Below are 23,420 nucleotides of genomic sequence, written 5' to 3'. Positions count from 1 at the left end.
CGCTCGAGCCCGATGAAACGGGGCCAGCGCCGGCTCCCCTCGAATGGCCCCAGCAGCAGGGAAGCGTCGATTGGTCGCAACTGGTGACGGCACAAATGAAGGCGGCAGCGCAGTCGGCTGCACATCTGGCAGAGATGAAATCTGAGCTTGCCGCACGCAACACACGAGCCGCTACGCAAATCGCAAGAATTCAGGATCGTGTCGACACTCTGGGGTATGGCATCGATGCAGGCGAGGCAACGGCGGCCGACGAGGTTGAGCAGGCTGCGCTGATCACTAGCCTCAAGGCGTGGAAGGGCTACAAGTTTTCCCTGGGCAAGGTTCCGGGACTGCCAACCTGGCCGACTTCACCAGCATGGCCGGCGGAACCGCCCATCCCGGTTATCGAGGCCGCGCCAATGTCGCGAGCCCCCGACGAGTTCTGAAAAAAGCATCAATCGAACACCCGCCATCGAGCGGGTATTTTTTTGTCTGGAGAAAACTGATGACTGTTACCGAACGAGATCGGGAAATTCTTGCGCGTACGCTATGGGGCGAGGCGCGCGGCGAATCGCCGGCCGGCAAGATTGCCGTAGCCTGGACGATTCGCAACCGGGTGTTCGACGGCAAGACCAATTCGTGGTGGGGTGAGGGGTACGCAGGCGTGTGCCAGAAGCCGTACCAGTTCAGCTGCTGGAACAAGGGTGACCCGAACTATCCATTTCTGAGTGGCGCGCGGGAGATCCCGTTCCGCGAACTGGCGCAGTGTCGGATCGCTGCCGACCAGGTGATCGACGGCAAGGTGCCGGATCCTACCGGCGGCGCCACGCACTATTACGCGCTCAGCATGAAGGTCGCGCCCGGTTGGGCGGTGAAGGCAAAGCGGACGCTGTTGCTCGGCGGCCACCTCTTCTTCAAGGATGTCCCGTGATGGTTGTGCCGTGGCGTGCGATCGGTGCGGCCGCGCTGGTGCTGCTCGGCGCCGGCAGTGCCTGGCAGTTCCAGAACTGGCGCTACGGTGGGCAGTTGGCGGAGCAGGCGCGGCTGCACACTGAAACCCTCAACCAACTGGCTGTGGCGTCCGCCACCGCGCAGCAGGCCGAGCAGGACAAGCGGCTGGCGCTCGAGCAGCGGCTGGCGGCCAGTGACAAAACCCACACCGAGAAAATGACCAATGCTCAAAAAGACCAGGCTCTTCTGCGCGATCGCCTTGCCACTTCTGATCTGCGGCTGTCAGTCCTCCTCGACGCGGGTTCAACCGGTGGCTGCCCAGTGCCTGCCTCCGCCGGCGCCGGCGGCGTGGATCATGCAGCCGTACGAGCCGAACTTGACCCTGCGCATGCTCAACGAATTGTCGCCATCACCGACGAAGGCGACCGTGGACTGATTGCGCTGCAGGCGTGTCAGGCCTATATCAGCGCGCTGACCGGTGGCTCGGAGCCACAGTTGCGACCTGATCGACCTTGACCCATGATTTAGATTCCTTTTGATGAATCGGTGCCATGGACAAGCGGCTGGCTGGATACTCAATAGTACTGACGATCATCTGGGTATCAGCGATAATCGCTGTGATGTATTGGATGTCGAGATGAATGTAATGGTGAGCGATATGGAAGGCGTGGTGCTGGGCGAGAAGATGCAGCGAGAGGCGGACCGGCTGCTGGCGGAAATTGTCCGGGCCGATTCGATGATTATCGCGGTGAAGGCTGGGGCACGTGCGGATGGCTTCGTGCTGGGATTGGAAACCGGCGGCGCTCTGCGCGCCGGCGACGCTGAAAGGCTGTACATCATTTTTGAAGCGGCTCTGGTGGAGCGCTTGAAAATATTGTCGCGCGGCTGAATCATTCGACCGGTTCGATCAGGTCCGGGCCTTGGTTTCGGACATTTCCCACGGCCCGGTCAACTTTAAACCACTCAAACACCTCAGTCGGCTCGCCCTGGTGCAGCACCATTTGCTCAGCGCGCTCTTTCGGTGTGGCCGGGTCCAGCCATTCTCTGGCCAGATCTGGCGATAGGGCGACCGGCCTCCGGTCATGAATGTCGACCATGCCGCCGGCACTGTCGGCTGTGATGATGACAAAGCCGTCATGCTCGCCTGGATCATGCTCATCGTTCGGATATTGGCCGATGGCGGCGCAGAGAATTGGCGACTGATCCCGATGCCTGATCAGGTACGGCTGTTTCTTCGGCCCGCCCTCGTCGACCCACTCAAACCAGTTGTTGATGGCGATGATCGCCCGATGCGGCCAGATTGCGCGGAAAAACGGGCCGTGGGCGACTTTCTCTACCCTGGCGTTGATCGGCGCGGCGCGATCCTTGGCCCAGTGCGGGCGCCATCCCCAGCGAACCATATCGGCGTGCAGGAACTGGCCCTCCTGATGGAAGAGTGCAAGCTGAGCGGTCGGTGCGGCGTTGTATCGCTCGAAGGGTTGTTCGCCGGTTGAGTTGATCAAGGCGTTCGGCATGCTGAGCGCTGCTACGAAGTCGTGAATGCCGCTGTACTGGGAGAGTCGTCCGCACATTGTCAGATCCTCGCATGAGCTTTCAGCGTAGACCCGCTGGTGCTGGCTTTGTCACAAAACCTTTTCCGGTACAGGTCTGGCAGTCATCGCGCGCGCCAAATCGATCGAGGCATGCCGGACATGTGCAGAACACTGCCGATTCGATGTGAGGGCGCACCTTTTCAAATGCACGCAGATCGCGCTCTTCCTGAGCGACCTGTCCAGCATCAACGAGCGCGCGGTAGGCATCTGGATCATCAATGGGCTGGTAGTCGACGCCTCGAATGACTCGTTCGGTTTCGATCAAATGGTAGCGCTGCCCATGCATTTCCAGTGTCAGCCCTGAGATCGTGCCGACATTCCGAGAAATTCCTAGGCTGAGGTGGATTCCTTCCGGGCTTGAATACACCTTCCCGTCATAGGTTCGGGATGCACCGCGCGGCTTTTCGGTAGCAAAGTTGAAGATCGAGCGGCTGATCGTTGCCAGCAGCTTCCCGTCGTCGACGTGTACAACGTCGTAGGTCGATGCTCCTCGGTATTGGCCTGGCGAGTTCTGCAGCTCTTCTACGGCGTGCCAGTAGGCAGCGTCAGCCATCTCGTTCATGTCGAACTGTTCAAGCTGGTCGATCAGGCCCTCTGCGTGCAGCGCCTCGGCCATTTCATGGAGGCTTTCCCGGTGTCCTTCTGGGTTTTGCAGGCGAAATTCGTGATCGTCTAGAGTGGCGCGCCATCGCTGGAGCCGTATGGATTTGGCTTGGTCGAAATTCATAGAGCCGGATTCACTGCACAAAAACTGTATGTATGTACAGTAATCGAGTCGCGCAAGGTGGGCGAGGGTGAAGCGACGAGCTGTAACCGCTGATCGTCGAAATGACGTCACTGGCTTGATGACAAAAAGCTGTACGGCTAAATTTAATTTGTACAGTTTTCTGAGAGTTAAACGGAATGACCCCTCTGGATAAACTTCTGAACTGGCATTCGGACTGGCGGGTTTCGAATTCCACAGTCGAGTGCAGACACTGCGGCGCCTTGCAACCTGAAGCCGCGAAATCAGAACTGTTTGAGCACCACCCGACCTGTAAGCTCTACCAGGCGAGAATTTATCCTTGGCAAGCTTTGCATGAAATCAAGACAGCTTTTGATCGGAGCGGTCCGGTCATTCGGGAGTCATCAGCACTGCCAGCGTCATCTTGATGAATTCTTCATTCCGGTCAAGCGCGGCTAGCGAGCTGCGAACGTTGTCGGCTACCTCGGCGGATCCGCGCTGCTCCACCCATAGGGTGAGTTTCATAATAGCGGCCTCGAGGGCGAGCTGGTTTTCGTTGATTTTGAAGAGAAGGGAAGGGAGCAGATCTGAATTCGACATTGGGTTTCCTCCGTGAAAGAACCCAGCGTAGAACCGTGTTACATGAAGAGTGTTTTACGTTCGGCAGGACGCCGGAGAAGGGAGTGAAAACCTGATAGTTATGGAACGCGTCCAGAATAGTTATGGAACGCATCTCGATGACCGCAGATTTTTCAGAACGCCAGAACGACAAAGCCCTGAATAATCAGGGCTTTGTCGTATCAAATATGGCGGAGGCGATGGGATTCGAACTCATGGACCTGTTACAGTCGACGGTTTTCAAGACCGTTGCCTTAAACCACTCGGCCACACCTCCGTTGCGTTGCGGGCGCCATAATACCTGAATGAAACACACTGTCAAACTCTGTGCATGGCTTGTTACAGAGCGTCTGTTATGATCTTTGCGACTGAACGTTTCAAACCAACAGGAGTGTCGCCATGCGCGAACAGGATTACGCAGTTCACAACAGCGTGCAGGCTGAGCAGCTAGAGGTTAGCCGCGTCCTGCGCAACACTTACGGTCTACTGGCGCTCACCCTCGCATTCAGCGGTGTGATGGCGTTCGTGGCCCAGCAGATGCGGGTCGGCTACCCGAATATTTTCGTGGTGCTGATCGGTTTCTACGGACTGTTCTTCCTCACCAACAAGCTTCGTGATTCCGCCTGGGGCCTGGTGTCGGCGTTTGCCCTGACCGGTTTCATGGGTTTCCTGCTCGGCCCGATCCTCAACCGTTACCTGGGCATGCAGGGCGGCGCTGAAGTGGTCAGCTCCGCGTTCGCGATGACCGCACTGGTGTTCGGTGGTCTGTCGGCTTACGTGCTGATCACCCGCAAGGACATGAGCTTCCTCGGTGGCTTCATCACCGCCGGTTTCTTCGTCCTGCTGGGCGCGACGCTGGCGAGCATGTTCTTCCAGATCAGCGGCCTGCAACTGGCTATCAGCGCAGGTTTCGTGCTGTTCTCCTCGGTTTGCATCCTGTTCCAGACCAGCGCCATCATCCACGGCGGCGAGCGCAACTACATCATGGCGACCATCAGCCTGTATGTATCGATCTACAACCTGTTCGTCAGCCTGTTGCAGATCTTCGGCATCATGAGCCGCGACGACTGATCGCTGCACTGCAATAAACAGAAAACCCGCGAAAGCGGGTTTTTTGTTGCCTGCGAAAAAGAGAGCAGGCGATCAATTGATCACGATGCTGCCATCGGCCTGTTGCTTGTAGATCGTGTAGGGCAGCAGCAACGTATCGAGCACTCCCGACACGGCCGCGTCCACCAGCAGACCCGGCGTCGCGTTCTTGTAGTTGAACGCATCGACGTCATCCGGCTTTTCGGCGTGCAGCATGCAGAAGTCGTACGTCACGCCGCTGTAGATGCGCGGTACAGCGCCGCAGTAGGATTTGTTCGCTTTCAACTGCTCCGTGGAATGCTTGTCACTGAACGCTACGGTCTGCACCGTCCCGCACCCAGCCAGCATCAACGCTGCCAGCATCGTTGCCTGAATTTTCATGCCGCCAATCCTTCGCCGGAAAAAACTCAATCTACGCCGCTCACGCCATCGGCGGCAATCGACGTTTTACCGGGGTCTTCTTGACGATCGCTGTATTGGTTTCTGCCAACGTATTCAACCGGTCGAGCAAGGTGTCCAGCTGTTCCATCGAGCGCACATGCAGGCGGGCGATAAAGCAGTCCTCGCCGGTGACCTTGTCGCACTCGGTGAACTCGGGAATCGACATAATCTGCCGCTCGACTTCCTGCAATTGCCCCGGCAATGGCCGCACCCGGACAATCGCCTGCAACTGATAACCGAAGCACTTCGGGTCAATCTCCACGGTGTAGCCCTTGAGCACACCGCGTTCTTCCAGGCGGCGCAAACGCTCGGCCACGCTCGGCGAAGACAACCCGCTGATCTGCGCCAGCGCCTTGAGCGAGCGCCGTGAGTCCTCCATCAAGGCCCCGATCAGGATCTGGTCGATATCGTCGGTCATACAAAAACTCCCGCATTAGGCGAATGATGCAAACCACCCTCGATAAAAAAGGTAGAAATCGAGTTTAGCCTGCTTTTTGCGCTGGAGAAGCCCCGGTCACGCTTGGCATACTTTTGCCACACATTAAGGAGATTGATGATGGACAAAACAATCCGTCGCGGCTCATTTGAAATGACCGCCGCCATGCTGATATCCGGGACGATTGGCTGGTTCGTGCTGGTGTCCGGGCAACCGGTGCTGGACGTGGTGTTCTGGCGCTGCGTGTTCGGCGCCGGGACTTTGCTGCTGATCTGCGCCGCCTTCGGCTTTCTGCGCCCCGGCATTCTGACCCGCACCACCTTCCTGCTAGCGGTGCTCAGCGGGGTGGCAATCGTCGGCAACTGGGTGCTGCTGTTCGCCTCCTATTCACGGGCTTCGATTGCAATCGGCACGGCGGTGTACAACGTGCAGCCGTTCATGTTGGTGGGGTTGGCAGCGCTATTTCTAGGCGAGAAGATCACCCTGCATAAGCTGTTCTGGCTGGCGATTTCTTTCATGGGGATGCTGGCCATCGTCAGTGCCCACGGCGGGCAGGGCGAGGGCGGAAGTGATTACCTGATGGGGATCGCGCTGGCGCTGGGGGCGGCGTTTCTGTACGCCATAGCTGCGTTGATCATCAAGCGCCTGACCGGCACGCCGCCGCATCTGATTGCGCTGATCCAGGTCTGCACCGGCGTGCTGTTGCTCGCGCCATTCGCGCATTTTTCAGCAATGCCCGAGGCGCCAAGTGCCTGGGCCAGTCTGGTGACGCTGGGCATCGTCCACACCGGTCTGATGTACGTGCTGCTTTACGGTGCGATCCAGAAACTGCCGACTGCATTGACCGGCGCTCTGTCGTTTATCTACCCGATTGCGGCGATTTTCGTCGACTGGTTTGCCTTCGGTCATCAACTGCAAACCCTGCAATGGATCGGCGTGGCAGCGATCCTGTTGGCCGCTGCCGGCATGCAACAGGGTTGGGGCTTCAAGGCGCGGCGCCTGGCCGCGCAGTAAATCTCAGATGTTCCAGCGCGGCGCAGTCTTCGCCAGGCGCTGGCGCATTTCGCCGATGTTGGCCGCCAGTTGCCGGGTCAGCAAACGGTAGCCGTCCAGCGGGCTGTAGACCGGCGTGTCGAGGCTGGCGTCCGGCAATTCCACCGGGCGTCCCAATCGACCGGACGCACCGGTTTTCAACGCTCGGGCCATGCCGATCAATTGCACGCGAATGTGCCGGTGTTCGGCCTTGAGCGCCGCTTGCAGGTGCGTCATGGCGTCGGGGTCGTTGGCGTCCGGGCGGATGTTGCCGAGGATTTCCAGGGTGCTGATGCACATGCGCAGGTTGCGCTGGATGGCGTCCAGTTCGGTCATCGAGACTTTGACTTCCTTGGACACCGACGGCATCAGCGAGCGCAGTTGCACCATCACCGCGTTCAGCCGGTTCATCAACTTCAAGTGTTCGTCGGCGGTCACCGGTTGGCCGCCGATAATCCGTCCGTACACCGTCGCGCAATCGCGCAGCGCATCGGCCAGGTTGTAGCGCCACGAGTACACCGCGTACAGCGGCAGGGCGAACGAGAAGGCCAGGGCCAGGGCGATACCGATCAGGATATCGACCCCGCGCCACAGCCCGTCGGTGATCGGGTTGTCGCCATGCCCGGCGACGATGAACACGGTGATGGCCGAGAGCAGGGCGGTGTAGCCGCCCTTGCCGATGGCGTGATACGAGAAAAATCCGCAGACCACTGCCATCGCAAAATAGGTCAGCCACGGCATGCCCAGCCACGCCTGTTGCGCCACGATCAACAAACCGACGCCGGCGCCGATCAAGGTGCCGGTGGCGCGTTCGGCGGCTTTCTTGCCGATGTTGCCGTGATGCTGCAAACCGCCGATCACCACCAGCATGGTCACCGACGCCCATTCGCCGTGGGGCAGATTGATGCCGGTGGTCAGCAGGATTGTCGCCAGCAACCCCAACGCGACCCGCACCGCGTGAATTGTTCGAGCATGGCGATAACGTCGATACGGGTCGAGCAACGGCCGCAGGATCCGCCGCAACAGCGGCGGCCAACGGTGGGGGCTGAAAGTGCTCAGCGCTGATTCCTCCTCAGAAGATGTAGTCGGTGGCGATGAAGTTCGAATCGCGCCCGCGAATGATTTCGCTGATCAGATCCTTGTTGGGTTCCTGGAACTTGGTCGCCACCAGGGTGCGGATCGAAAACACCCGCAGCGCATCGTGTACCGACAACGTGCCCTCGGCGGAGTTCTTGCGCCCGTTGAACGGGTAAGTGTCCGGGCCGCGCTGGCACTGGGCGTTGAGGTTGATCCGCCCGACCTGGTTGGCGAAGGTATCGACCAGTCGGCCGACCGCCACCGGGTTGGTGCCGAAGATGCTCAGTTGCTGGCCGAAGTCCGATTCCAGCACGTAATCGATCACGGTATCGAGGTGACGGTACGGCACGATCGGCACCACAGGCCCGAACTGCTCTTCCTGATACACGCGCATCTGCGGCGTCACCGGGTACAGCACCGCCGGGTAGAAGAACGAGGCCCGCGCTTCGCCGCCATTCGGGTTGACCACCTGGGCGCCTTTGCTCTGCGCGTCAGCCACCAGCCCATGCAGGTAATCGACCTTGCCTGACTCTGGCAGCGGCGTCAGTGAAACCCCGCTGTCCCACGGCATGCCCGGTTTGAGGCTGGCCAGTTTGGCGTTGAATTTCTCGATGAAGATGTCCACCACATCTTCATGCACGAACAGAATCTTCAACGCGGTGCAGCGCTGGCCGTTGAACGACAGGGAGCCGGTGACCGCTTCGCTGACCGCGTTATCCAGATCGACTTCCGGCAGGACGATGCCGGGGTTCTTCGCATCCAGCCCCAGCGCGGCGCGCAAGCGGTGTGGTTTCGGGTGCAGCTTCTTCAGGTCGCTGGCGGCCTTGTTGGTGCCGATGAAAGCGAAAATGTCGATCTTGCCGCTGGCCATCAGCGCGCTGACGGTCTCGCGGCCGCTGCCGTAGATCACGTTGATCACGCCGGTGGGGAAGCTGTCGCGGAAGGCTTCAAGCAAAGGACGGATCAGCAGCACGCCGAGCTTGGCTGGCTTGAACACCACGGTGTTGCCCATGATCAGCGCCGGAATCAGCGTGGTGAACGTCTCGTTCAGCGGATAGTTGTAAGGGCCCATGCACAGCGCCACGCCGAGCGGGACGCGGCGGATCTGGCCGAGGGTGTCCTGTTCCAGCTCGAAACGGCTGGAGCGGCGGTCGAGTTCTTTCAGCGCATTGATGGTGTCGACGATGTAGTCGCAGGTGCGGTCGAACTCTTTTTCTGAGTCCTTGAGGTTCTTGCCGATTTCCCACATCAGTAGCTTCACCACGGCGTCGCGCTGCTGGCGCATGCGCCCGAGGAAGGCCTCGACGTGCTGGATGCGTTCGGCCACGCGCATGGTCGGCCACAGGCCCTGGCCCCGGTCGTAGGCGCGGACGGCGGCGTCGAGGGCGGTGAGGGCGGTGTCGGCGTCCAGCAGCGGTGTGCTGCCGAGGATCACTTGTTCGTCGCCATTATCGCCGTGCAGATAGACCGGGCTGCGTACGGTGGCGAGCGGGCCGTCCCAGCGGCGCAACTCGCCATCGACCAGGTATTCGCGTTGCTCGACCTGACCGTCGAGGCGGTATTTTTCCGGGATGTCGCTGACAGAAGGGAACAGGTTGCCAAGGATGTTTGCTGTGGTCATGTCGCTACCCCGTGTTGATGTCCGCATGCAGATCAAAAAGTCTCAACAGGTTATACGCCTGAATGCGCGGAAATTTAAACCCGCAAATGTCACGCGAATGTCACGCGAAACCGCACAGCAGAGCGGGCATCCACCATGATCGTTCCCACGCTCTGCGTGGAAATGCCTCAAGGGACGCTCCGCGTTCCAAGCGGACGCAGAGCGTCCAGGGCTGCATTCCCACGCGGAGCGTGGGAACGATCGTCTTCAGGTAATGGGCTGGCCCCGTTTGCCCCCCTCAATGTCCCGCAATGCCCTCAACCCGCCGACCCGCCTGCCTTAAGGTGTGACCACAACAATAAGCGAGGCCGTTATGCGGGCAATCCGACTCACATTATTACTGGCGTTGGCCATGACGCTGCCTGGCTGCGGCGAAGACCCCAAACCCCCGGCCAGCACCAACAACACCATTCCCAAAGACCCGGCGCTGGCGCAGATCTACGCCAACAGCTGCCAGCTCTGCCACGCCAACCCCGCCGCCAATGCGCCGCTGACCGGTGACCGCAAGGCCTGGGAACCGCGCATCCAGCAGGGCGCCGACACGCTGCTCGACCACGCCATCAACGGCTACAACGGCATGCCACCGATGGGTCAGTGCGTCGAGTGCTCGGAAGAACAATTTCTTCAGTTGATCGGCTTCATGGCCGATCAGCCGCTCCCTCAATAAGGATCCTGGCATGCCGATAGATCTGACACGCCGGCAGTTGTTGCAACGGGCAAGCATCGTCGGCGCGTTCAGCGCGCTGGCCTCCAATCCGGCGCTGGGCCAGTTGATGCGCGCGCCGCGACTGATTCCCTGGCGCAACTGGTCGGGCGGGCAGAGTTGCCTTCCGGCGGCGCGGGTGGCGCCGAAGAATCTGGACGAATTGACGGCGGTGATTCAGCAGGCACCGGGCAAGATTCGCCCGGTCGGCTCGGCGCATTCCTTCAGCGCGCTGGTGCCCACCGACGGCACGTTACTGTCGCTGAGCTACTTCAACGGCCTGCTCGACCACGACCCGAAAACCCTGCAAGCCGAATTCGCCGCCGGCACGCCGATGTCGCGCATGGGCACGCCGCTCAAGGACATCGGCCAGGCCCTGCAAAACATGGCCGACATCGATTACCAGACCCTCGCCGGGGCCATTTCCACCTCGACCCACGGCACCGGCAAAACCTTCCAGTCCTATTCCGCACACGTCTGCGGGATGCAACTGGTGACTGCCAGTGGCGAGGTGCTGGACTGCGACAGCCAGCGTCATCCCGAAGTGTTCAACGCCGCCCGGGTGTCCCTCGGCGCGCTGGGTGTGGCCACCAAAATCCGCCTGCAAAACCGCCCGGCCTATCGCCTGCGGGAAACCCAGTGGATCGCCAAAACCGAAGAACTGCTCGAAGACCTGGACAAGAACACGAGCGAAAACCAGCACTGGGAAATGCTCGTCGTCACCCATTCCGACTACGCCTTGTCGATTGCCCTTAACGAAACCACCGACCCGCCCACGCCACCGATTCCGCCTGAAGAGGAGGGTGGCAACGAGTTCGTGACCCTGATCGAGAAGATCGACAAGTACGGCAGCGATTTCCCGAACTTGCGCAGTTCGCTGCTCAACAGTCTGCGGCATCTGGCGAGTTTCGATGACCGGGTCGGCGACTCGTTCGACATCTACGCCAACGTGCGCACCGTGCGTTTCAACGAGATGGAATATTCGGTGCCCGCCGAACACGGCCCGGCCTGCCTGCGGGAGATTCTCAAACTGATCCGCGACAAGGACCTGCGCACCTGGTTTCCCATCGAGTACCGCTACGTCAAGGCCGACGACATTCCGCTGAGCATGTTCGAAGGCCGCGACAGCTGCTCGATATCGATCCACCAGCATTACCAGATGGACCACCACAACTTCTTCGCCGCCGTCGAGCCGATCTTCTGGAAGTACAACGGCCGCCCGCACTGGGGCAAGTTGCACACGCTCAATGCCCGCACGTTGCAAACGCTCTATCCGCGCTGGCAGGAATTCATTCAGGTACGCGAAGCGCTGGACCCGAGCGGCAAGTTTCTCAACGGGCATCTGTCGTCGATTCTGGGGGTGAGCTGATGGCGGTCAATCGACGCAATTTCGTGCTCGGGACTTTGGGTGTTGGCGCTTTGCTGGTGGGCGTGGGTGCGTTGTTAAGGCCGGGGGATCGCGGCGGGCCTTACAGCGAATACTTCCGGGCGCTGAACAACGAACTCAAGGCCAAAGGCCCGATGCGCCCGGTGTTGCTGATCGATCTGGATCGACTCGACCACAACATCGACGTAGTGATGCGCTCGGTCAAACGCGCGGGCAAGCAGTTGCGGTTGGTGGAGAAGTCATTGCCATCGCCGGGCCTGCTCAGCTACATCGGTCAAAGGGCTGGGACGCAGCGGCTGATGTCGTTTCATCAGCCGTTCCTCAATCACGATGCGGTGACGTTTCCGCAGTCCGACATTCTGCTCGGCAAGCCGTTGCCGGTACGCTCGGCAGAGCTGTTCTATCAAACCCACAAAGGCCCGTTCGACCCGACGAAACAACTGCAATGGCTGATCGACAACCCCGAGCGCTTGCAGCAATACCTCGCACTGGCCCAGGGCTTGGGCACGCGCATGCGGATCAACATCGAGCTGGACGTCGGCCTGCACCGAGGCGGCGTCAGTGACGTGAACGTGCTCGGGCCGATGCTCGCGCTGATCGCCGCCAACCCGCAGCACCTGGAGTTTGCCGGGTTCATGGGCTACGACCCGTTCGTGGGCATGGGCGTGCCGGGGATTCTCGGTTCGCCCGAGGAACTGTTCGCCAAGGTGATGGTGATTTATCAGCGCTGCGTCGATTTCACCCGACAGCAATACCCGGCGCTGTGGCATGACGGCTTGTGCCTGAACACTGCGGGGAGTCCGAGTTACCGCATGCATGAAAACGAAAATCTCAGCAGCGAAGTCTCGGTGGGGACGGCGATGCTCAAACCGACGCATTACGACCTGCCGTCGCTGGTCGAGCACGAACCTGCCACGTACATCGCAACGCCGGTGTTGAAAAGCACCGGTGCGGTGAACATCCCGGCGCTGGATGACAAATCGAAGCTGTTTTCGTGGTGGGACACCAACCAGCGGCAGACCTTTTTCATCTACGGCGGTAACTGGATGGCCGAGTTCGAATCACCGCCCGGATTGCAGAGCAATGGTATTTACGGGCGCAGTTCGAATCAGGAAATGGTCAATGGTTCGAATGCCGTAGGTTTGACGGTAGAGGATCAAGTGTTCCTGCGCCCGACCCAGACCGAGGCGGTGTTGCTGCAGTTTGGTGATTTGCTGGCGGTGCGTGGCGGCAAGATCGTCGACATTTGGCCCGTCTACACCTGACGGAATGTTTTTCTGAAAACACCCCATAACCCTGTGGGAGCTGGCTTGCCAGCGATGACGGTGTGTCAGCCAAGTAAATGTTGCTGACCTGACCCCATCGCTGGCAAGCCAGCTCCCACAGTATTTGTGGTGTCTGCAATTCCCCGATCAATTTCTGTAATGAAGCTTTTATGACAAAAGTTCGGTAGCACATCGCCAGTCCGGTCATGCCTATGTAACGCGCTTGAGGGGCCCTGAGGGGCGCTTTTCACAAGCCGAGGCGGGACGCCGGGAGTGAGGCAATGGGGACTATGGAACGCTACTCGAAAGTGGGCATGCAGGAACTCGATCAACGCCTGTCGAAGATCGTCGAAGCCGCGCGCAAGAAGCCGGTTTCGGTGTATCGCTACGGCGCGCCGTGGGTCTGGATTGTGTCGCAGGATGACTGGCAGGGCGCCTTGAAAGAGGTCTCCAGCTACATTCCGCCGGGGCATTCGCTGGTGCTGCTGCGCCCGCAGATCGATGACTTGCTCGATGCCCACCGCGATCTCCTGCACGACCTCAATGCCCGGCCCGGCATGCTGATCGCCCCGCAGACGGTCATGCACATCCTGCTGCTGCAACTGCTGTATTCGGTGCCCAGCGAGCAGCAACTCTACGAACAGCTCAATTACAACCTGCTGTTCCGCTGGTTCGTTGGCCTGGGCCTGAACCAGAAAGTCTGGAGCTTCAACGTCCTCAGTCGCGACATCGCCACGCTGCTCAACGAGCCGCGTGCGGTGCAGCTCATCCAGAAAATCATCGGTGAAGTGTTCTGCGGCGCGCTGCTGCAAATGCCCGAGTTCTCGCTGAACTTCGCGCTGCTGCACACCTGGCTGGGCAAGCACACCGGGGCCAGCACTTCAGCAATCAAGAACGCCAGTAACTGACGCACACGCAAGGCGCATGAGCGCCAACAGGTCATCGCGAATTTCAGGGGGTAGTGTGGATCAGATTTTCACGTCACGGCTGGCGCTGTGGGGCTGGCTGCTGGTGACGGCCGGCGCGCAGCCGGCGTTCGCCGATGAGGCCGAGAACGCAGCGGCGCAGCGTCTGGTGGACGTCAACGAATACTTCGTGCGCGGCAACACCGTGCTCGATGCGCGGGCGATCGAAGAAGCGGTGTACCCGTTCCTCGGCCCGCAAAAAGCCTTGAGCGACATCGAAGGCGCGCGGGATGCCCTGCAGAAGGCCTATCAGGAACGCGGCTATCAATCGGTGTTCGTCGAACTGCCGGAGCAAGCCGTGGCCGACGGCATCGTCTACCTGCAAGTCAGCGAAACCAAGGTCGGCCGGGTCCGCGTGGTCGGCGCCAAACACTATTCGCCGCTGGATATCCGCGACAACGTCCCGGCGCTGAAAGAAGGCGAGGTGCCGGACTTCGCCAAGGTCCAGGGCGAACTGGCGCAACTCAACAAGACCCCGGGCCGGCAGGTGATGCCGCTCGTGCGCGAAGGCCAGCGCCCCGGCACCATGGACGTGGACCTGCAGGTCGAAGACCAGAACCCGTGGACCGCCAGCGTGGGGCTGAACAACGACTACAGCGCCGACACCGAAAAGCTGCGAACCGTCACCAGCCTCGGCTACAACAACCTCTGGCAGTTGGGGCACAGCGTCAACCTGACGTTCTTCACCGCACCCCAGGAAACCGACAACGCCAAGGTCTGGTCGGGCTCCTACACCGCGCCGCTGACCGAGCGCTGGAGTGTGCAGTTCTCCGGTTACCAGTCCGACAGTAACGTCGCCACCATCGGCGGCAGCAACGTGCTCGGCAAGGGCCATTCCTACGGCGTAGCGGCGATCTACACGATCCCGTCGAGCGGCAACTGGTCGAACTCGCTGTCGGCCGGCATTGATTTCAAGGACTTCGACGAACGCCTGACCCTGTCCGGCGAGAGCGACAAGGTGCCGCTGAAATACGCGCCGTTCACCTTTGCCTACAACGGCTACCGCTACAGCGAAAAGAGCCAGCTCGGCCTCGGCCTGAGCCTGGTCGCGGCCACTCGCAGCATCTTCGGCTACGGCAGTTCCGACGAAGACTTCGACTACAAACGCTACCGCGCCAACCCGAGTTTCGCCGTGCTCAAGGGCGATACCAACTTTACCTGGACCTTCGACAGCGACTGGCAGAGCGCGAGTAAAGCCGCGTTCCAGCTGGCGTCGGGGCCGCTGGTTTCCAACGAACAATTCTCCGCCGGTGGCGCCACTTCGGTACGCGGTTATCTGGCTGCCGAACGCACCGCCGATGACGGCTTCCTGTTGAGCGAAGAGCTGCGCACACCGTCGCTGGCCAAATACGTCGGCGGCTGGATGCAGGACTGGCGCTTCTATGCCTTCGCCGAAGGCGCGCAACTCTACCTGCGCGACGAACTGCCGGACCAGGACGCCAATTACGCCCTGGCCAGTGTCGGCCTCGGCACCCGCGCCAGCCTGAGCAAATGGCTGTCCGGCAGCCTCGACTGGGGCTATCCGCTACTCGAAGGGCCGAACACCTCGAAACAGGAGTCGCGCCTGCACTTCAACCTTCAGGCCACTTTCTAACAAGGAGCACTTCCATGCAGCGCCTTTTCCTTTCGTTGTTGATCTGCCTGGGCTTCGTGCTCCCGGCCACGGCTCAGGCCTGGTGGCAGGACGACTGGCATTACCGCAAACAGATCGCCGTCGACACCACGCCGCAAGGCGCCGCGATCAATCAGGCCCTCGGTCGTACCGCGCTGCTGGTGCGCCTGCACACCGGCAACTTCACGTTTGATGGCGTAAAAGAGGACGGCTCGGACCTGCGCTTCGTCGCCGCCGATGACAAGACCGTGCTCAACCACCAGATCGAAAGCTTCGACGCGCTGATGGGCATGGCGCTGATCTGGGTTGATGTGCCGAATGTCGAGGGCGGTCAGCGTCAGGACATCTGGATGTACTACGGCAACCAGAAGGCGCCGGCCACCGGCAATGGCCAACTGACGTTCGATCCGAATTACACCGCGCTCTATCACTTCGACGGCGCTACTGGCACCCCGGCGAAAGACACCACCGCTTACGGCAACACCGCGCAGAGCGCGACCGGCGCCGCCATCGACGGCGTAGTAGGGCGTGCCTTGCAGTTCAGCGGCCAGCCGCTGCTGTTGCCGGCCAGTCCGTCGCTGCAGCACAACGCTGGCAGCGCTTTCACCTTCAGTGCCTGGCTGCGTCTGGATCAGGCCAATGGCGAGCAACTGATCCTGGCCCGCCGCGAAGGCTCCAACAGCCTGCTGGTTGGTGTGAATCAGGGCGTGCCATTTGTGGAAATCGATGGCCAGCGCGCCGTCGCTACGCAGCCACTGAATCCGGGCCAATGGCAGCACGTCGCAGTGACCGCTGAAGGCGCGAAAGTGACGCTGTACATCAACGGTCGCGAAGGCGCGGCACTGGCTCAGGCGATGCCGGCCTTCAATTCGGTCATGGCCATCGGCGCCGATCTTCATGAAGGTCCTTTCCAGCCGTTCGTAGGCGCCATTGACGAGTTGCGGCTGTCGAAAGTCGCCCGCCCGGCGCCGCTGCTTTTGGCCGACGCCACTTCCCAGGGTGCCGAGTCGAAACTGGTCGCCTTTGGCGTCGATGAAGAACAGTCCGGCTTCGGTTTCGGCAGCCTCGGCTTCCTGCTCAACGCGGTACCGGTGGACGCCTGGGTGATCATCGCGGTGCTGGTGCTGATGATGTTCCAGTCGTGGATCATCATGCTGCGCAAGAACCGCACCCTCAGTCGCGTCACCGCCGCCAACGAAGATTTTCGCGTGCAGTTCGCCAAGGTCGGCACCCGTCTGGAAATGTTCGCCGACGACACCCAACTCGCCCAGCGTTTGCAGCACTCGCCGCTGTGGCGCCTGTATCAAGTGGCGGTGAAAGAAATCCGCACCCGCCGCGAGCAGGGCGCCGATACCTCGTCCGTTTCCGCCGCAACCATCGAAGCCATCCGCTGTTCGATGGACGGCGTGCGCACCCGTGAAAACCAGCAGCTCAGCTCGAAACTTTCGACCCTGTCCAACGCCATCGCCGGCGGCCCGTACATCGGCCTGCTCGGCACGGTGCTGGGGATCATGGTGGTGTTCCTCGGTACGGCCATGGCCGGCGACGTCAACATCAACGCCATCGCGCCGGGTATGGCGGCAGCCCTGCTGGCCACGGCCATGGGCCTGTTCGTCGCGATCCCGGCGCTGTTTGGCTACAACCGCCTGATCACCCGCAACAAGGAAGTCAGCGCCGACATGCGCGTGTTCGTCGACGAGTTCATCACTCGTCTGGCGGAGATGCATGGCGAAGGCCAGTCCAGTGAAGCGGCGCATCAGCGTGGTCATCACGCCAACCACTCCGTACCGGCCTGAGGAGCACTGACATGGCGTCCGTAAATGCCTCCCACGACGATGACGAAGATGCCGCAGTGGACAGCATCAACATCACGCCACTGGTGGACGTGCTGATGGTGGTGCTGGTGATGTTCATCCTCACCGCCACCGCGCAGGTCTCCGGGATCCAGATCAACCTGCCCAAGGCCAGCGCCGCCGTGTCGCTGTCGGAGGCCAAGACCAAGGCGATTTCGGTCAACGACGGCGGCCAGGTGTTCCTTGACGCCTACCCGGTGACCTTGCCGGAGCTGGAAGAACGCCTGCGCATCGAGAAAGCGCAGAACCCGGACTTCCCGGTGATTGTGCGCGGCGACGCCACGGTGCAGTACCAGAAGGTCATCGAAGTGCTGGATCTGCTGCGCCGGCTCGAACTGTCCCAGGTCGGTCTCGTTACCGGCAAACCGACGCAGGGCTGAGTGATGACTGCACAACTGCCAATCGAGCCTTTGCCGGTGAAGAAGTCGCCACTGCGTTACGTGAAGTGGGGCGCCGGGCTGCTGTTGGGCGCCGTCGCGGCATTCCTGTTGTGGCAGTGGGCCAACGACATGAGCGGCATCCGCCGGGAAGCGCCGAAGGTGCCGACGATCATCCCGTTGCCGCCACCGCCACCTCCGCCGCCGGAAAAACCGCCGGAGCCGGAAACCCCGGTCGAGGAAAAAATCGTCGAGCCCGAGCCAACGCCCGAGCCGCAAGAGGTCAAGCCTGAGGAAGAAGCACCGCCATCGCTGGCGGACGACCTGGCCAACCCGATGCAGATTGACGGTGACGCCCAGAGCGGCAGCGACGCCTTCAACATCGGCGCGGGCAAGGGCGGCGGCATGGCCGGTTCCGGCGGTGGGCGCCTTGGCAACGGCACCTACAGCCAGTTCCTCGCGTTCACCTTCCAGAAGCTGCTGCGCGAGAACCCCGACCTGCGCAACCTGGCGTTTTCGCTGCAGGCCGATGTGTGGCTGAGCAGCGTCGGGGAGATCACCCGGGTCGAGCTGATCAAGTCCAGCGGCAACCCCGAGATCGACAGTCAGGTGTTGGCCGCATTGCGTAACGCGCCGCATCTGAGCGAGCGGCCACCGGCCTCCATCACCTTGCCTGTGCGCATGTCCCTGCAAGGGCGGCGTCCGGGTTAACCGAATTCATAAAGCTGTATGAAAAGGAGTTGTGTGCAGATGATTTCCAACGTGAATCGATTGTCCCTGGCGGTCGGCATGGTCATCGCGACCCTGGTCGGTCAGGCCGCGGCAGCGCCTGCGCCCTCGGAGAACGCCACGATCAATCTGATCCGCTTGCTGGTCGAGCAGGGCATTCTGAAACAGGACAAGGCCGACGCACTGATCGCCCAGGCCCAGAACGAAGCGGCCCAGGCCAAACAGGCTGCGGCGTCTACCGCTGTGGCCGCCGGGCCGGTCGCCGCGCCGGGCGATGTGCGGGTGCAATACGTGCCAGCCGCGGTGCGCGACCAGATCCGTGATCAGGTCAAGGCCGAGGTCATGGCCACCGCCAAGCAGGAAAACTGGGCGGCGCCCAGTACATTCCCGGACTGGGCGTCGCGCATCAGCTTCGACGGCGACATTCGCCTGCGTGACGAATCGCGCTACTACTCGGGCAGCAACAGCAACGAAATCGTCGACTTCGCCAAGCTCAACAACAATGGCCCGTACGACGTGAACCCCAACAGCAGCACCGCGTTGCCGCCGTTGCTCAACACCCGCGAAGACCGCGAAAACCTGTTCCGCCTGCGCGCCCGGCTGGGCATGAAAGCGGTGATCTCGCCGGAATGGACCGCCGGCATCCGCATCGGCACCGGCTCGGACAACAACCCGGTGTCGACCACCCAGAACCTCGGCGGCGGCTTCTCGAAAAAGGACATCTGGCTCGATCAGGGTTACCTGACCTGGAAGCCGTCGGATGAACTGACCCTGACCGGTGGCCGCTTCGCCAATCCGTTCATGTCCACCGACATGCTGTATTCCAACGACCTGAACTTCGACGGCGTGGCGGCGATTTTCGACCACAAGCTCAGCCGCGACTGGGGCGTGTTCGGCACCGTCGGCGCGTTCCCGGTGGATTACACCAACGACACCACCACCAGCAACGGCTTCGACAAGGAAGAAAGCGACAACAAATGGCTGTACGGTGCGCAGATCGGCGCCAAATGGGCGATCAACAGCAACAATCGCTTGAAAGGTGCGCTGGCCTACTACCGCTTCGACGACATCGAAGGCCAGCGCTCGAGCCCTTGCGAACCGTGGGCTGGCGCACCCGGCTGCGACAGTGACGGCACCCGCGCAGCGTTCATGCAGAAGGGCAACAGCGTGTTCCTGCTGCGTGACATCACGCCGAACCCGCTCAACCCGACCACCACGCCGCAACCGCAATTCGTTGGCCTGGCGTCCGAGTTCAACCTGCTGGACCTCAACGTGGTGTGGGACGCCGACCTGCCGGAAGACTTCAAACTGCGCAGCCAGGGCAACTACATCCACAACCTCGGCTACGACGAAGGCGACATGCGCAAGCGTTCGGCCGGGCAACTGGTCAACAACCTCGACAGCAACGGCAACATCGAAAGCGGTGCCAATGCGTGGATGGTCCAGTTCACTCTCGGCAATGCGCTGGAGCTGAAGAAGCAGGGCGACTGGAACCTGTTCGCCGGCTACAAGTACATCCAGCCGGACGCCTTGCCGGACGGCTTCAACGACTCGTCGTTCCACCTCGGCGGCACCAACGCCAAGGGTTACTTTCTGGGGGGCAATTACGGTCTGGCGAAGAACGTCTACGCCACCGGCCGCTGGTTGAGCTCGGAAGCGGTGTATGGCGCGCCGTTCGATATCGACGTCATGCAGCTTGAGATCAACACGCGCTTCTAAGCGCCGGGAGAGGGTAATGAAAATCCGCTTTTTATGGCTTGCGCTCTGGATGTTGATTGCCACCGGGGCGAGCGCCGAAGGCATGGAAGAACGCCTGCGCACCCAGTTGCGCAGCACCACCCAGCAGCTGCAAACCCTGCAAAGCCAGCAGGCCCAGACCAGCGCCGCGCAACTGGCGGCGCAGAACGAAGCCAAGGCTGCGCAGGCGCAAATCAAGCAATTGACCACCGAACTGGCCAAGGCCAAAGGCCTCGCCGAGCAACTGGCCGGGCAGCAGCAAAGCCTGCACAGCCAGGCCCAGGCGCAAGTCGCGGCCAGCAACGAGCAGACCGGCAAATTCAAGAAAGCCTATGACAAGTTGTTGGTCATGGCCCGTGCCAAAGAGGCAGAACGGTCTAAGCTTCAAGCGCAATTGGCTGAACGTGACACACAAGTGCAGCAATGTTCGGTCAAGAATCAGCAGATGTACGGCGTGGCCAAGCAGATTCTCACCGCCTACGAAAACATCGATGTGGCCGAGGTGATGAAGATCCGCCAGCCCTTCGCCGGCAGCGCCCGGGTCAAGTTCGATGAACTGGCTCAGGGCTTTGGCGACGAACTGTACAAGACTCAATTCGATGCGCCGCAAGCCGCGATCGCGCACTGATTAAAAGACTCATGGACAAGGAAGAAGTAATGACTCAATTGATCTCCCACGTATCCCCGCAATCTCTGACCGACGTACTGCAAGCCGCCGGTTACCGCGTCAACCAGACCGAACAGAACGGCATCGTCCAGTTGCTCAGCGCCAGCCAGGGCATCGGTTATGCCGTGCGTTTCGGCAACCCGGCGGTGGCGGAGCAGGGCAGCTACGTCGACTTCACCTTCAGCTGCGCCTTGCGCGTGCAGGGTGAATTGCCGGCCGGTGTGGCCGAGCAGTGGAACGCGACCCGCCGGTTTGCCCGGTTGTCGTTGCAGGGCGAGTTTCTGGTGATGGAAATGGACGTGGTGGTAGCGGCGGGCGTCAGCAATGACCACCTGCGCGGCAACCTGGAATTGTGGGATCGCCTGCTTCAGGAGTTCATCGTGTACCTGCGTGATTTCACCCAGAACGCTGCTGCCGCTCAGGCACCAAAGGTTGAGCAAGAGGAAGTCGCGCTGTGACAAAACCTGCCATGGTAATCAGCGCCGCTGCGGTGGCGCTGTTGGTGGTGGCCGTGGCGCTGGTGGTGCGGCCGGGCAATGACCCGGTCGCCGCCCAGCAACCGGCGCCGGTGATTGCGGCGAATGCCGGGCCGGCGGTGGCGCGGTTGGGCAATCAACAGGTCTCGCCGGAAGAATTGCAGGCGCTGCTGGCAACCGTGCCGCCACAGACCCGCGAGCAACTGCGTGGCAATCGTGAGGCGCTCGAGCGCTGGATTCGTTCACGTCTGGCCGAAAAAGCCGTGCTGGAACAGGCCGACGCCCAGGGCTGGGCGCAGCGTCCGGACGTGGTTCGACAAACCCGTGCCGCCACCGAACAGATCGTGTTTCGCGACTATTTGCAGTCGGTGAGCCAGGTGCCGGCGGATTACCCGAGCGCTGCCGAATTGCAGCAGGCGTATGACGCGGGCAAGGCCAATTGGCAGACGCCGGCGCTGTATCGGGTCAGCCAGATTTTCCTTGGGGTGAATGAGCCACAGAATATTGAAGCTGTGCGCAAACAGGCGACGGAGTTGAGCAAGAAAGCCCAGTCGAGCCCGGCGGAATTCGCGGCGTTGGCCAAAGAGTTTTCCCAGGATCGACTCACCGCTGAACGCGGCGGCGACACCGGTCTGCAACCGTTGCAGCAACTGGTGCCGGAAGTACGTGGCGCCGTGGCACGACTCAAGGTTGGTGCGGTCTCCGATCCCGTTCAAAGCAGCGCCGGTTTTCACGTGATCAAACTCACCGAACAACAACCGGCCCGCACCGCGACCCTCGACGAGTTGCGCGATCAACTGACCCAGGCCTTGCGGGCACAGCGTCAGGAACAGATCGCCCAGGCCTATCTGGACGGCATGCTCAATACCGCGACGCTGAGTATCGACGGGGCCGAGCTCAATAAGGTGCTGGAGAGCAAACCTTAAGCGCTGCACACCAAAACAAAGATCGACAGGGAGTCATCGATGTCATTCACCGAACCCGCAGCACGACAGAGCAGCGCCGATTTCCGCTACCCCCGGGACAAGGACGAACCCTGGCTGGCGCAGGCTGCGACGCTCGACGGCGACGTCGCCCAATATTTTCTGGTCAGCGCCCGTTGCGGCTGCTTCATGCAGGCCGCCCGTAGCCTCAACGTGCGCTCGACCCTGCTGCGCAAACAGCTGGCGCAGCTCGAACAACAACTGCAATGCGCGCTGTTCAGCTTTCAGGGCAGCGCCCTCAGCCTGACCCGCGAAGGCCAGCAATTGCAGGCGCAACTGATCGCGCTGGCCCACGAACGTAAACTCCCGGTAATCGAGCAACCCTTGATCAGGCTGGCCGTCGCCGAATCGATCCTGCACGACATCCTCGGCCGCGACCTCATCGCACTGCTGCGCCGCAACGCCAGCGTGCGCCTCGAGATCATCGCCCTCGACAGCGAACTGGCCCTGCGCGCCGTCAGCGCCGACATCGTGCTGTGGCTGGCCCACGGCGACACCCCGCACCCCGGCCCGACCTTCGCCACCAGCGAACCGCAACGCCTTGCACAACTGGAATATCAGCCGCACATCGCCAAACGTTACTCCCGCGTCACCGCACGCCCGGAAAGTCCGGATGACCTCGCCGATTTCATGCTGGTGCAATGGCAGCACGATCGGCAGATCGACAGCTTTCGGCCGTGGAATGAGCTGGTTGAACAACGGCTGGCTGGGGTGGTGCAGATGCAATCCTATGAGCTGATGCTGGAGATGATTCGTTGCAGCGCGTGCATTGGGTTGTTGCCGATGTACATGAGCCGGTTTGATCGCGGGTTGGTGGCGTTGCCGGGGTTGTTTGACGAGGCAATGCGGTTGCAGGCTTGGTTGGCGGTGAATAGTGAGTCGGAGATGGTGGGGGAGGTGCAGGTGCTGGTTGAGTTGATCAGGCGCACTTTCAGCGAGCGGGGGGAGTGGTTTGAATAGCTGAATAGAGAAGGACGGATTATTCGCTTAAATAAATCTGAGAATCATCTGGCCGGCCTCCCCACCTCACGGAGGTGGCGCAAAATTCAAGGTGCGAACTTAGTCTT

At 61.1% G+C, this 23,420-nt stretch carries 26 protein-coding genes and 1 tRNA gene; 19 read left to right on the top strand and 8 right to left on the bottom strand.

Annotation, left to right across the window (positions count from 1 at the left end; genetic code table 11):
- Positions 1–95: 95 nt before the first annotated feature.
- Genes AC07XZ_RS22785 through AC07XZ_RS22770 form a run of 4 tightly spaced genes read left to right on the top strand, consistent with a single transcriptional unit; the run spans position 96 to position 1,819 of the window.
- A complete protein-coding gene (locus AC07XZ_RS22785; protein WP_256590576.1) occupies positions 96–425 on the top strand; it encodes a phage tail protein in 330 nt (109 codons plus the stop codon).
- Positions 426–484: 59 nt separating this feature from the next.
- Positions 485–910: a cell wall hydrolase gene (locus tag AC07XZ_RS22780; protein WP_102687654.1), complete on the top strand. Its 426-nt coding sequence runs from the start codon at positions 485–487 to the stop codon at positions 908–910.
- Positions 910–1,446: a lysis system i-spanin subunit Rz gene (locus AC07XZ_RS22775; protein ID WP_102687653.1), complete on the top strand. Its 537-nt coding sequence runs from the start codon at positions 910–912 to the stop codon at positions 1,444–1,446. Before AC07XZ_RS22780 ends, AC07XZ_RS22775 begins: the two co-directional genes overlap by 1 nt.
- 22 nt (positions 1,447–1,468) lie before the next feature.
- Positions 1,469–1,819: a hypothetical protein gene (locus AC07XZ_RS22770; RefSeq protein ID WP_256590570.1), complete on the top strand. Its 351-nt coding sequence runs from the start codon at positions 1,469–1,471 to the stop codon at positions 1,817–1,819.
- Between the two features lies 1 nt (position 1,820).
- Here AC07XZ_RS22770 and AC07XZ_RS22765 read toward each other — a convergent pair whose 3' ends face one another.
- The 4 genes from AC07XZ_RS22765 to AC07XZ_RS22750 form a co-directional block, all read right to left on the bottom strand.
- Entirely contained in the window at positions 1,821–2,501 is a 681-nt protein-coding gene (locus tag AC07XZ_RS22765; RefSeq protein ID WP_102687651.1) for an SOS response-associated peptidase family protein, read from the bottom strand.
- 22 nt (positions 2,502–2,523) lie between these two features.
- Positions 2,524–3,249 (bottom strand): hypothetical protein, encoded by a 726-nt coding sequence (locus tag AC07XZ_RS22760; protein WP_102687650.1) that lies wholly within the window; start codon positions 3,247–3,249, stop codon positions 2,524–2,526.
- Between the two features lie 387 nt (positions 3,250–3,636).
- Positions 3,637–3,846 (bottom strand): hypothetical protein, encoded by a 210-nt coding sequence (locus AC07XZ_RS22755; RefSeq protein WP_102687649.1) that lies wholly within the window; start codon positions 3,844–3,846, stop codon positions 3,637–3,639.
- 207 nt (positions 3,847–4,053) lie between these two features.
- Positions 4,054–4,141: transfer RNA gene (locus AC07XZ_RS22750), tRNA-Ser, on the bottom strand.
- A gap of 122 nt (positions 4,142–4,263) precedes the next feature.
- Between AC07XZ_RS22750 and AC07XZ_RS22745 the strand changes: the two genes are divergently transcribed.
- Positions 4,264–4,935: a Bax inhibitor-1/YccA family protein gene (locus tag AC07XZ_RS22745; protein WP_007955123.1), complete on the top strand. Its 672-nt coding sequence runs from the start codon at positions 4,264–4,266 to the stop codon at positions 4,933–4,935.
- 72 nt (positions 4,936–5,007) lie between these two features.
- Here AC07XZ_RS22745 and AC07XZ_RS22740 read toward each other — a convergent pair whose 3' ends face one another.
- Both AC07XZ_RS22740 and AC07XZ_RS22735 read right to left on the bottom strand, forming a co-directional pair.
- Positions 5,008–5,334: a YceK/YidQ family lipoprotein gene (locus AC07XZ_RS22740; protein WP_102687648.1), complete on the bottom strand. Its 327-nt coding sequence runs from the start codon at positions 5,332–5,334 to the stop codon at positions 5,008–5,010.
- 40 nt (positions 5,335–5,374) lie between these two features.
- A complete protein-coding gene (locus AC07XZ_RS22735; RefSeq protein WP_007955121.1) occupies positions 5,375–5,812 on the bottom strand; it encodes an Lrp/AsnC family transcriptional regulator in 438 nt (145 codons plus the stop codon).
- A gap of 138 nt (positions 5,813–5,950) precedes the next feature.
- On the opposite strand from AC07XZ_RS22735, the gene AC07XZ_RS22730 reads away from it, so the two are divergent.
- Complete coding sequence (locus AC07XZ_RS22730; protein WP_102687647.1) at positions 5,951–6,844, top strand: DMT family transporter; 894 nt, start codon at positions 5,951–5,953, stop codon at positions 6,842–6,844.
- A gap of 3 nt (positions 6,845–6,847) precedes the next feature.
- On the opposite strand, the gene AC07XZ_RS22725 is transcribed toward AC07XZ_RS22730, so the two are convergent.
- Together AC07XZ_RS22725 and AC07XZ_RS22720 are read right to left on the bottom strand one after the other, a co-directional pair.
- The gene (locus AC07XZ_RS22725) at positions 6,848–7,888 is read right to left on the bottom strand and encodes an FUSC family protein (protein ID WP_173892785.1); all 1,041 of its coding nucleotides are present in this window, start codon (positions 7,886–7,888) and stop codon (positions 6,848–6,850) included.
- Between the two features lie 46 nt (positions 7,889–7,934).
- A complete protein-coding gene (locus AC07XZ_RS22720; RefSeq protein WP_102687645.1) occupies positions 7,935–9,560 on the bottom strand; it encodes an NADP-dependent glyceraldehyde-3-phosphate dehydrogenase in 1,626 nt (541 codons plus the stop codon).
- 352 nt (positions 9,561–9,912) lie between these two features.
- On the opposite strand from AC07XZ_RS22720, the gene AC07XZ_RS22715 reads away from it, so the two are divergent.
- From AC07XZ_RS22715 to AC07XZ_RS22655, 13 genes are all read left to right on the top strand, one after another.
- A complete protein-coding gene (locus AC07XZ_RS22715) occupies positions 9,913–10,266 on the top strand; it encodes a c-type cytochrome (protein ID WP_102687644.1) in 354 nt (117 codons plus the stop codon).
- A 76-nt stretch (positions 10,267–10,342) separates the two neighbouring features.
- Complete coding sequence (locus tag AC07XZ_RS22710; protein WP_173892783.1) at positions 10,343–11,671, top strand: D-arabinono-1,4-lactone oxidase; 1,329 nt, start codon at positions 10,343–10,345, stop codon at positions 11,669–11,671.
- On the top strand, positions 11,671–12,954 hold the full coding sequence (locus AC07XZ_RS22705; protein ID WP_102687642.1) for a DSD1 family PLP-dependent enzyme: 1,284 nt from the start codon (positions 11,671–11,673) through the stop codon (positions 12,952–12,954). The genes AC07XZ_RS22710 and AC07XZ_RS22705 overlap by 1 nt, the downstream gene beginning before the upstream one ends.
- A gap of 281 nt (positions 12,955–13,235) precedes the next feature.
- Entirely contained in the window at positions 13,236–13,862 is a 627-nt protein-coding gene (locus AC07XZ_RS22700) for a transposase (protein ID WP_085747274.1), read from the top strand.
- A 55-nt stretch (positions 13,863–13,917) separates the two neighbouring features.
- Entirely contained in the window at positions 13,918–15,513 is a 1,596-nt protein-coding gene (locus AC07XZ_RS22695) for a ShlB/FhaC/HecB family hemolysin secretion/activation protein (protein ID WP_102687641.1), read from the top strand.
- 14 nt (positions 15,514–15,527) lie between these two features.
- A complete protein-coding gene (locus tag AC07XZ_RS22690) occupies positions 15,528–17,327 on the top strand; it encodes a DUF2341 domain-containing protein (protein ID WP_102687640.1) in 1,800 nt (599 codons plus the stop codon).
- Between the two features lie 11 nt (positions 17,328–17,338).
- A complete protein-coding gene (locus AC07XZ_RS22685; protein WP_007955109.1) occupies positions 17,339–17,764 on the top strand; it encodes an ExbD/TolR family protein in 426 nt (141 codons plus the stop codon).
- A gap of 3 nt (positions 17,765–17,767) precedes the next feature.
- Positions 17,768–18,472, top strand: coding sequence for an energy transducer TonB family protein (locus AC07XZ_RS22680; protein ID WP_102687639.1), 705 nt, complete (start codon positions 17,768–17,770; stop codon positions 18,470–18,472).
- Positions 18,473–18,511: 39 nt separating this feature from the next.
- Positions 18,512–20,209 (top strand): putative porin, encoded by a 1,698-nt coding sequence (locus tag AC07XZ_RS22675; RefSeq protein WP_102687638.1) that lies wholly within the window; start codon positions 18,512–18,514, stop codon positions 20,207–20,209.
- 16 nt (positions 20,210–20,225) lie between these two features.
- Positions 20,226–20,855, top strand: a complete 630-nt coding sequence (locus tag AC07XZ_RS22670) for a DNA repair protein (RefSeq protein ID WP_102687637.1) — start codon at positions 20,226–20,228, stop codon at positions 20,853–20,855.
- Positions 20,856–20,884: 29 nt separating this feature from the next.
- The gene (locus tag AC07XZ_RS22665; protein WP_085700718.1) at positions 20,885–21,352 is read left to right on the top strand and encodes a YbjN domain-containing protein; all 468 of its coding nucleotides are present in this window, start codon (positions 20,885–20,887) and stop codon (positions 21,350–21,352) included.
- Positions 21,349–22,296 carry a peptidylprolyl isomerase gene (locus AC07XZ_RS22660; protein ID WP_102687636.1) on the top strand — a complete coding sequence of 316 codons (948 nt, stop codon included), beginning with the start codon at positions 21,349–21,351 and terminating at the stop codon, positions 22,294–22,296. The genes AC07XZ_RS22665 and AC07XZ_RS22660 overlap by 4 nt, the downstream gene beginning before the upstream one ends.
- 39 nt (positions 22,297–22,335) lie before the next feature.
- Positions 22,336–23,313 (top strand): LysR family transcriptional regulator, encoded by a 978-nt coding sequence (locus tag AC07XZ_RS22655; RefSeq protein ID WP_102687635.1) that lies wholly within the window; start codon positions 22,336–22,338, stop codon positions 23,311–23,313.
- Positions 23,314–23,420: the final 107 nt, after the last annotated feature.

The sequence above is a fragment of the Pseudomonas sp. GW458-11-26-14-LB4 genome (genome assembly GCF_059423925.1).
Note: the sequence above shows the minus strand (reverse complement) of the source record. Positions and strands in the feature narration are given on the sequence as shown.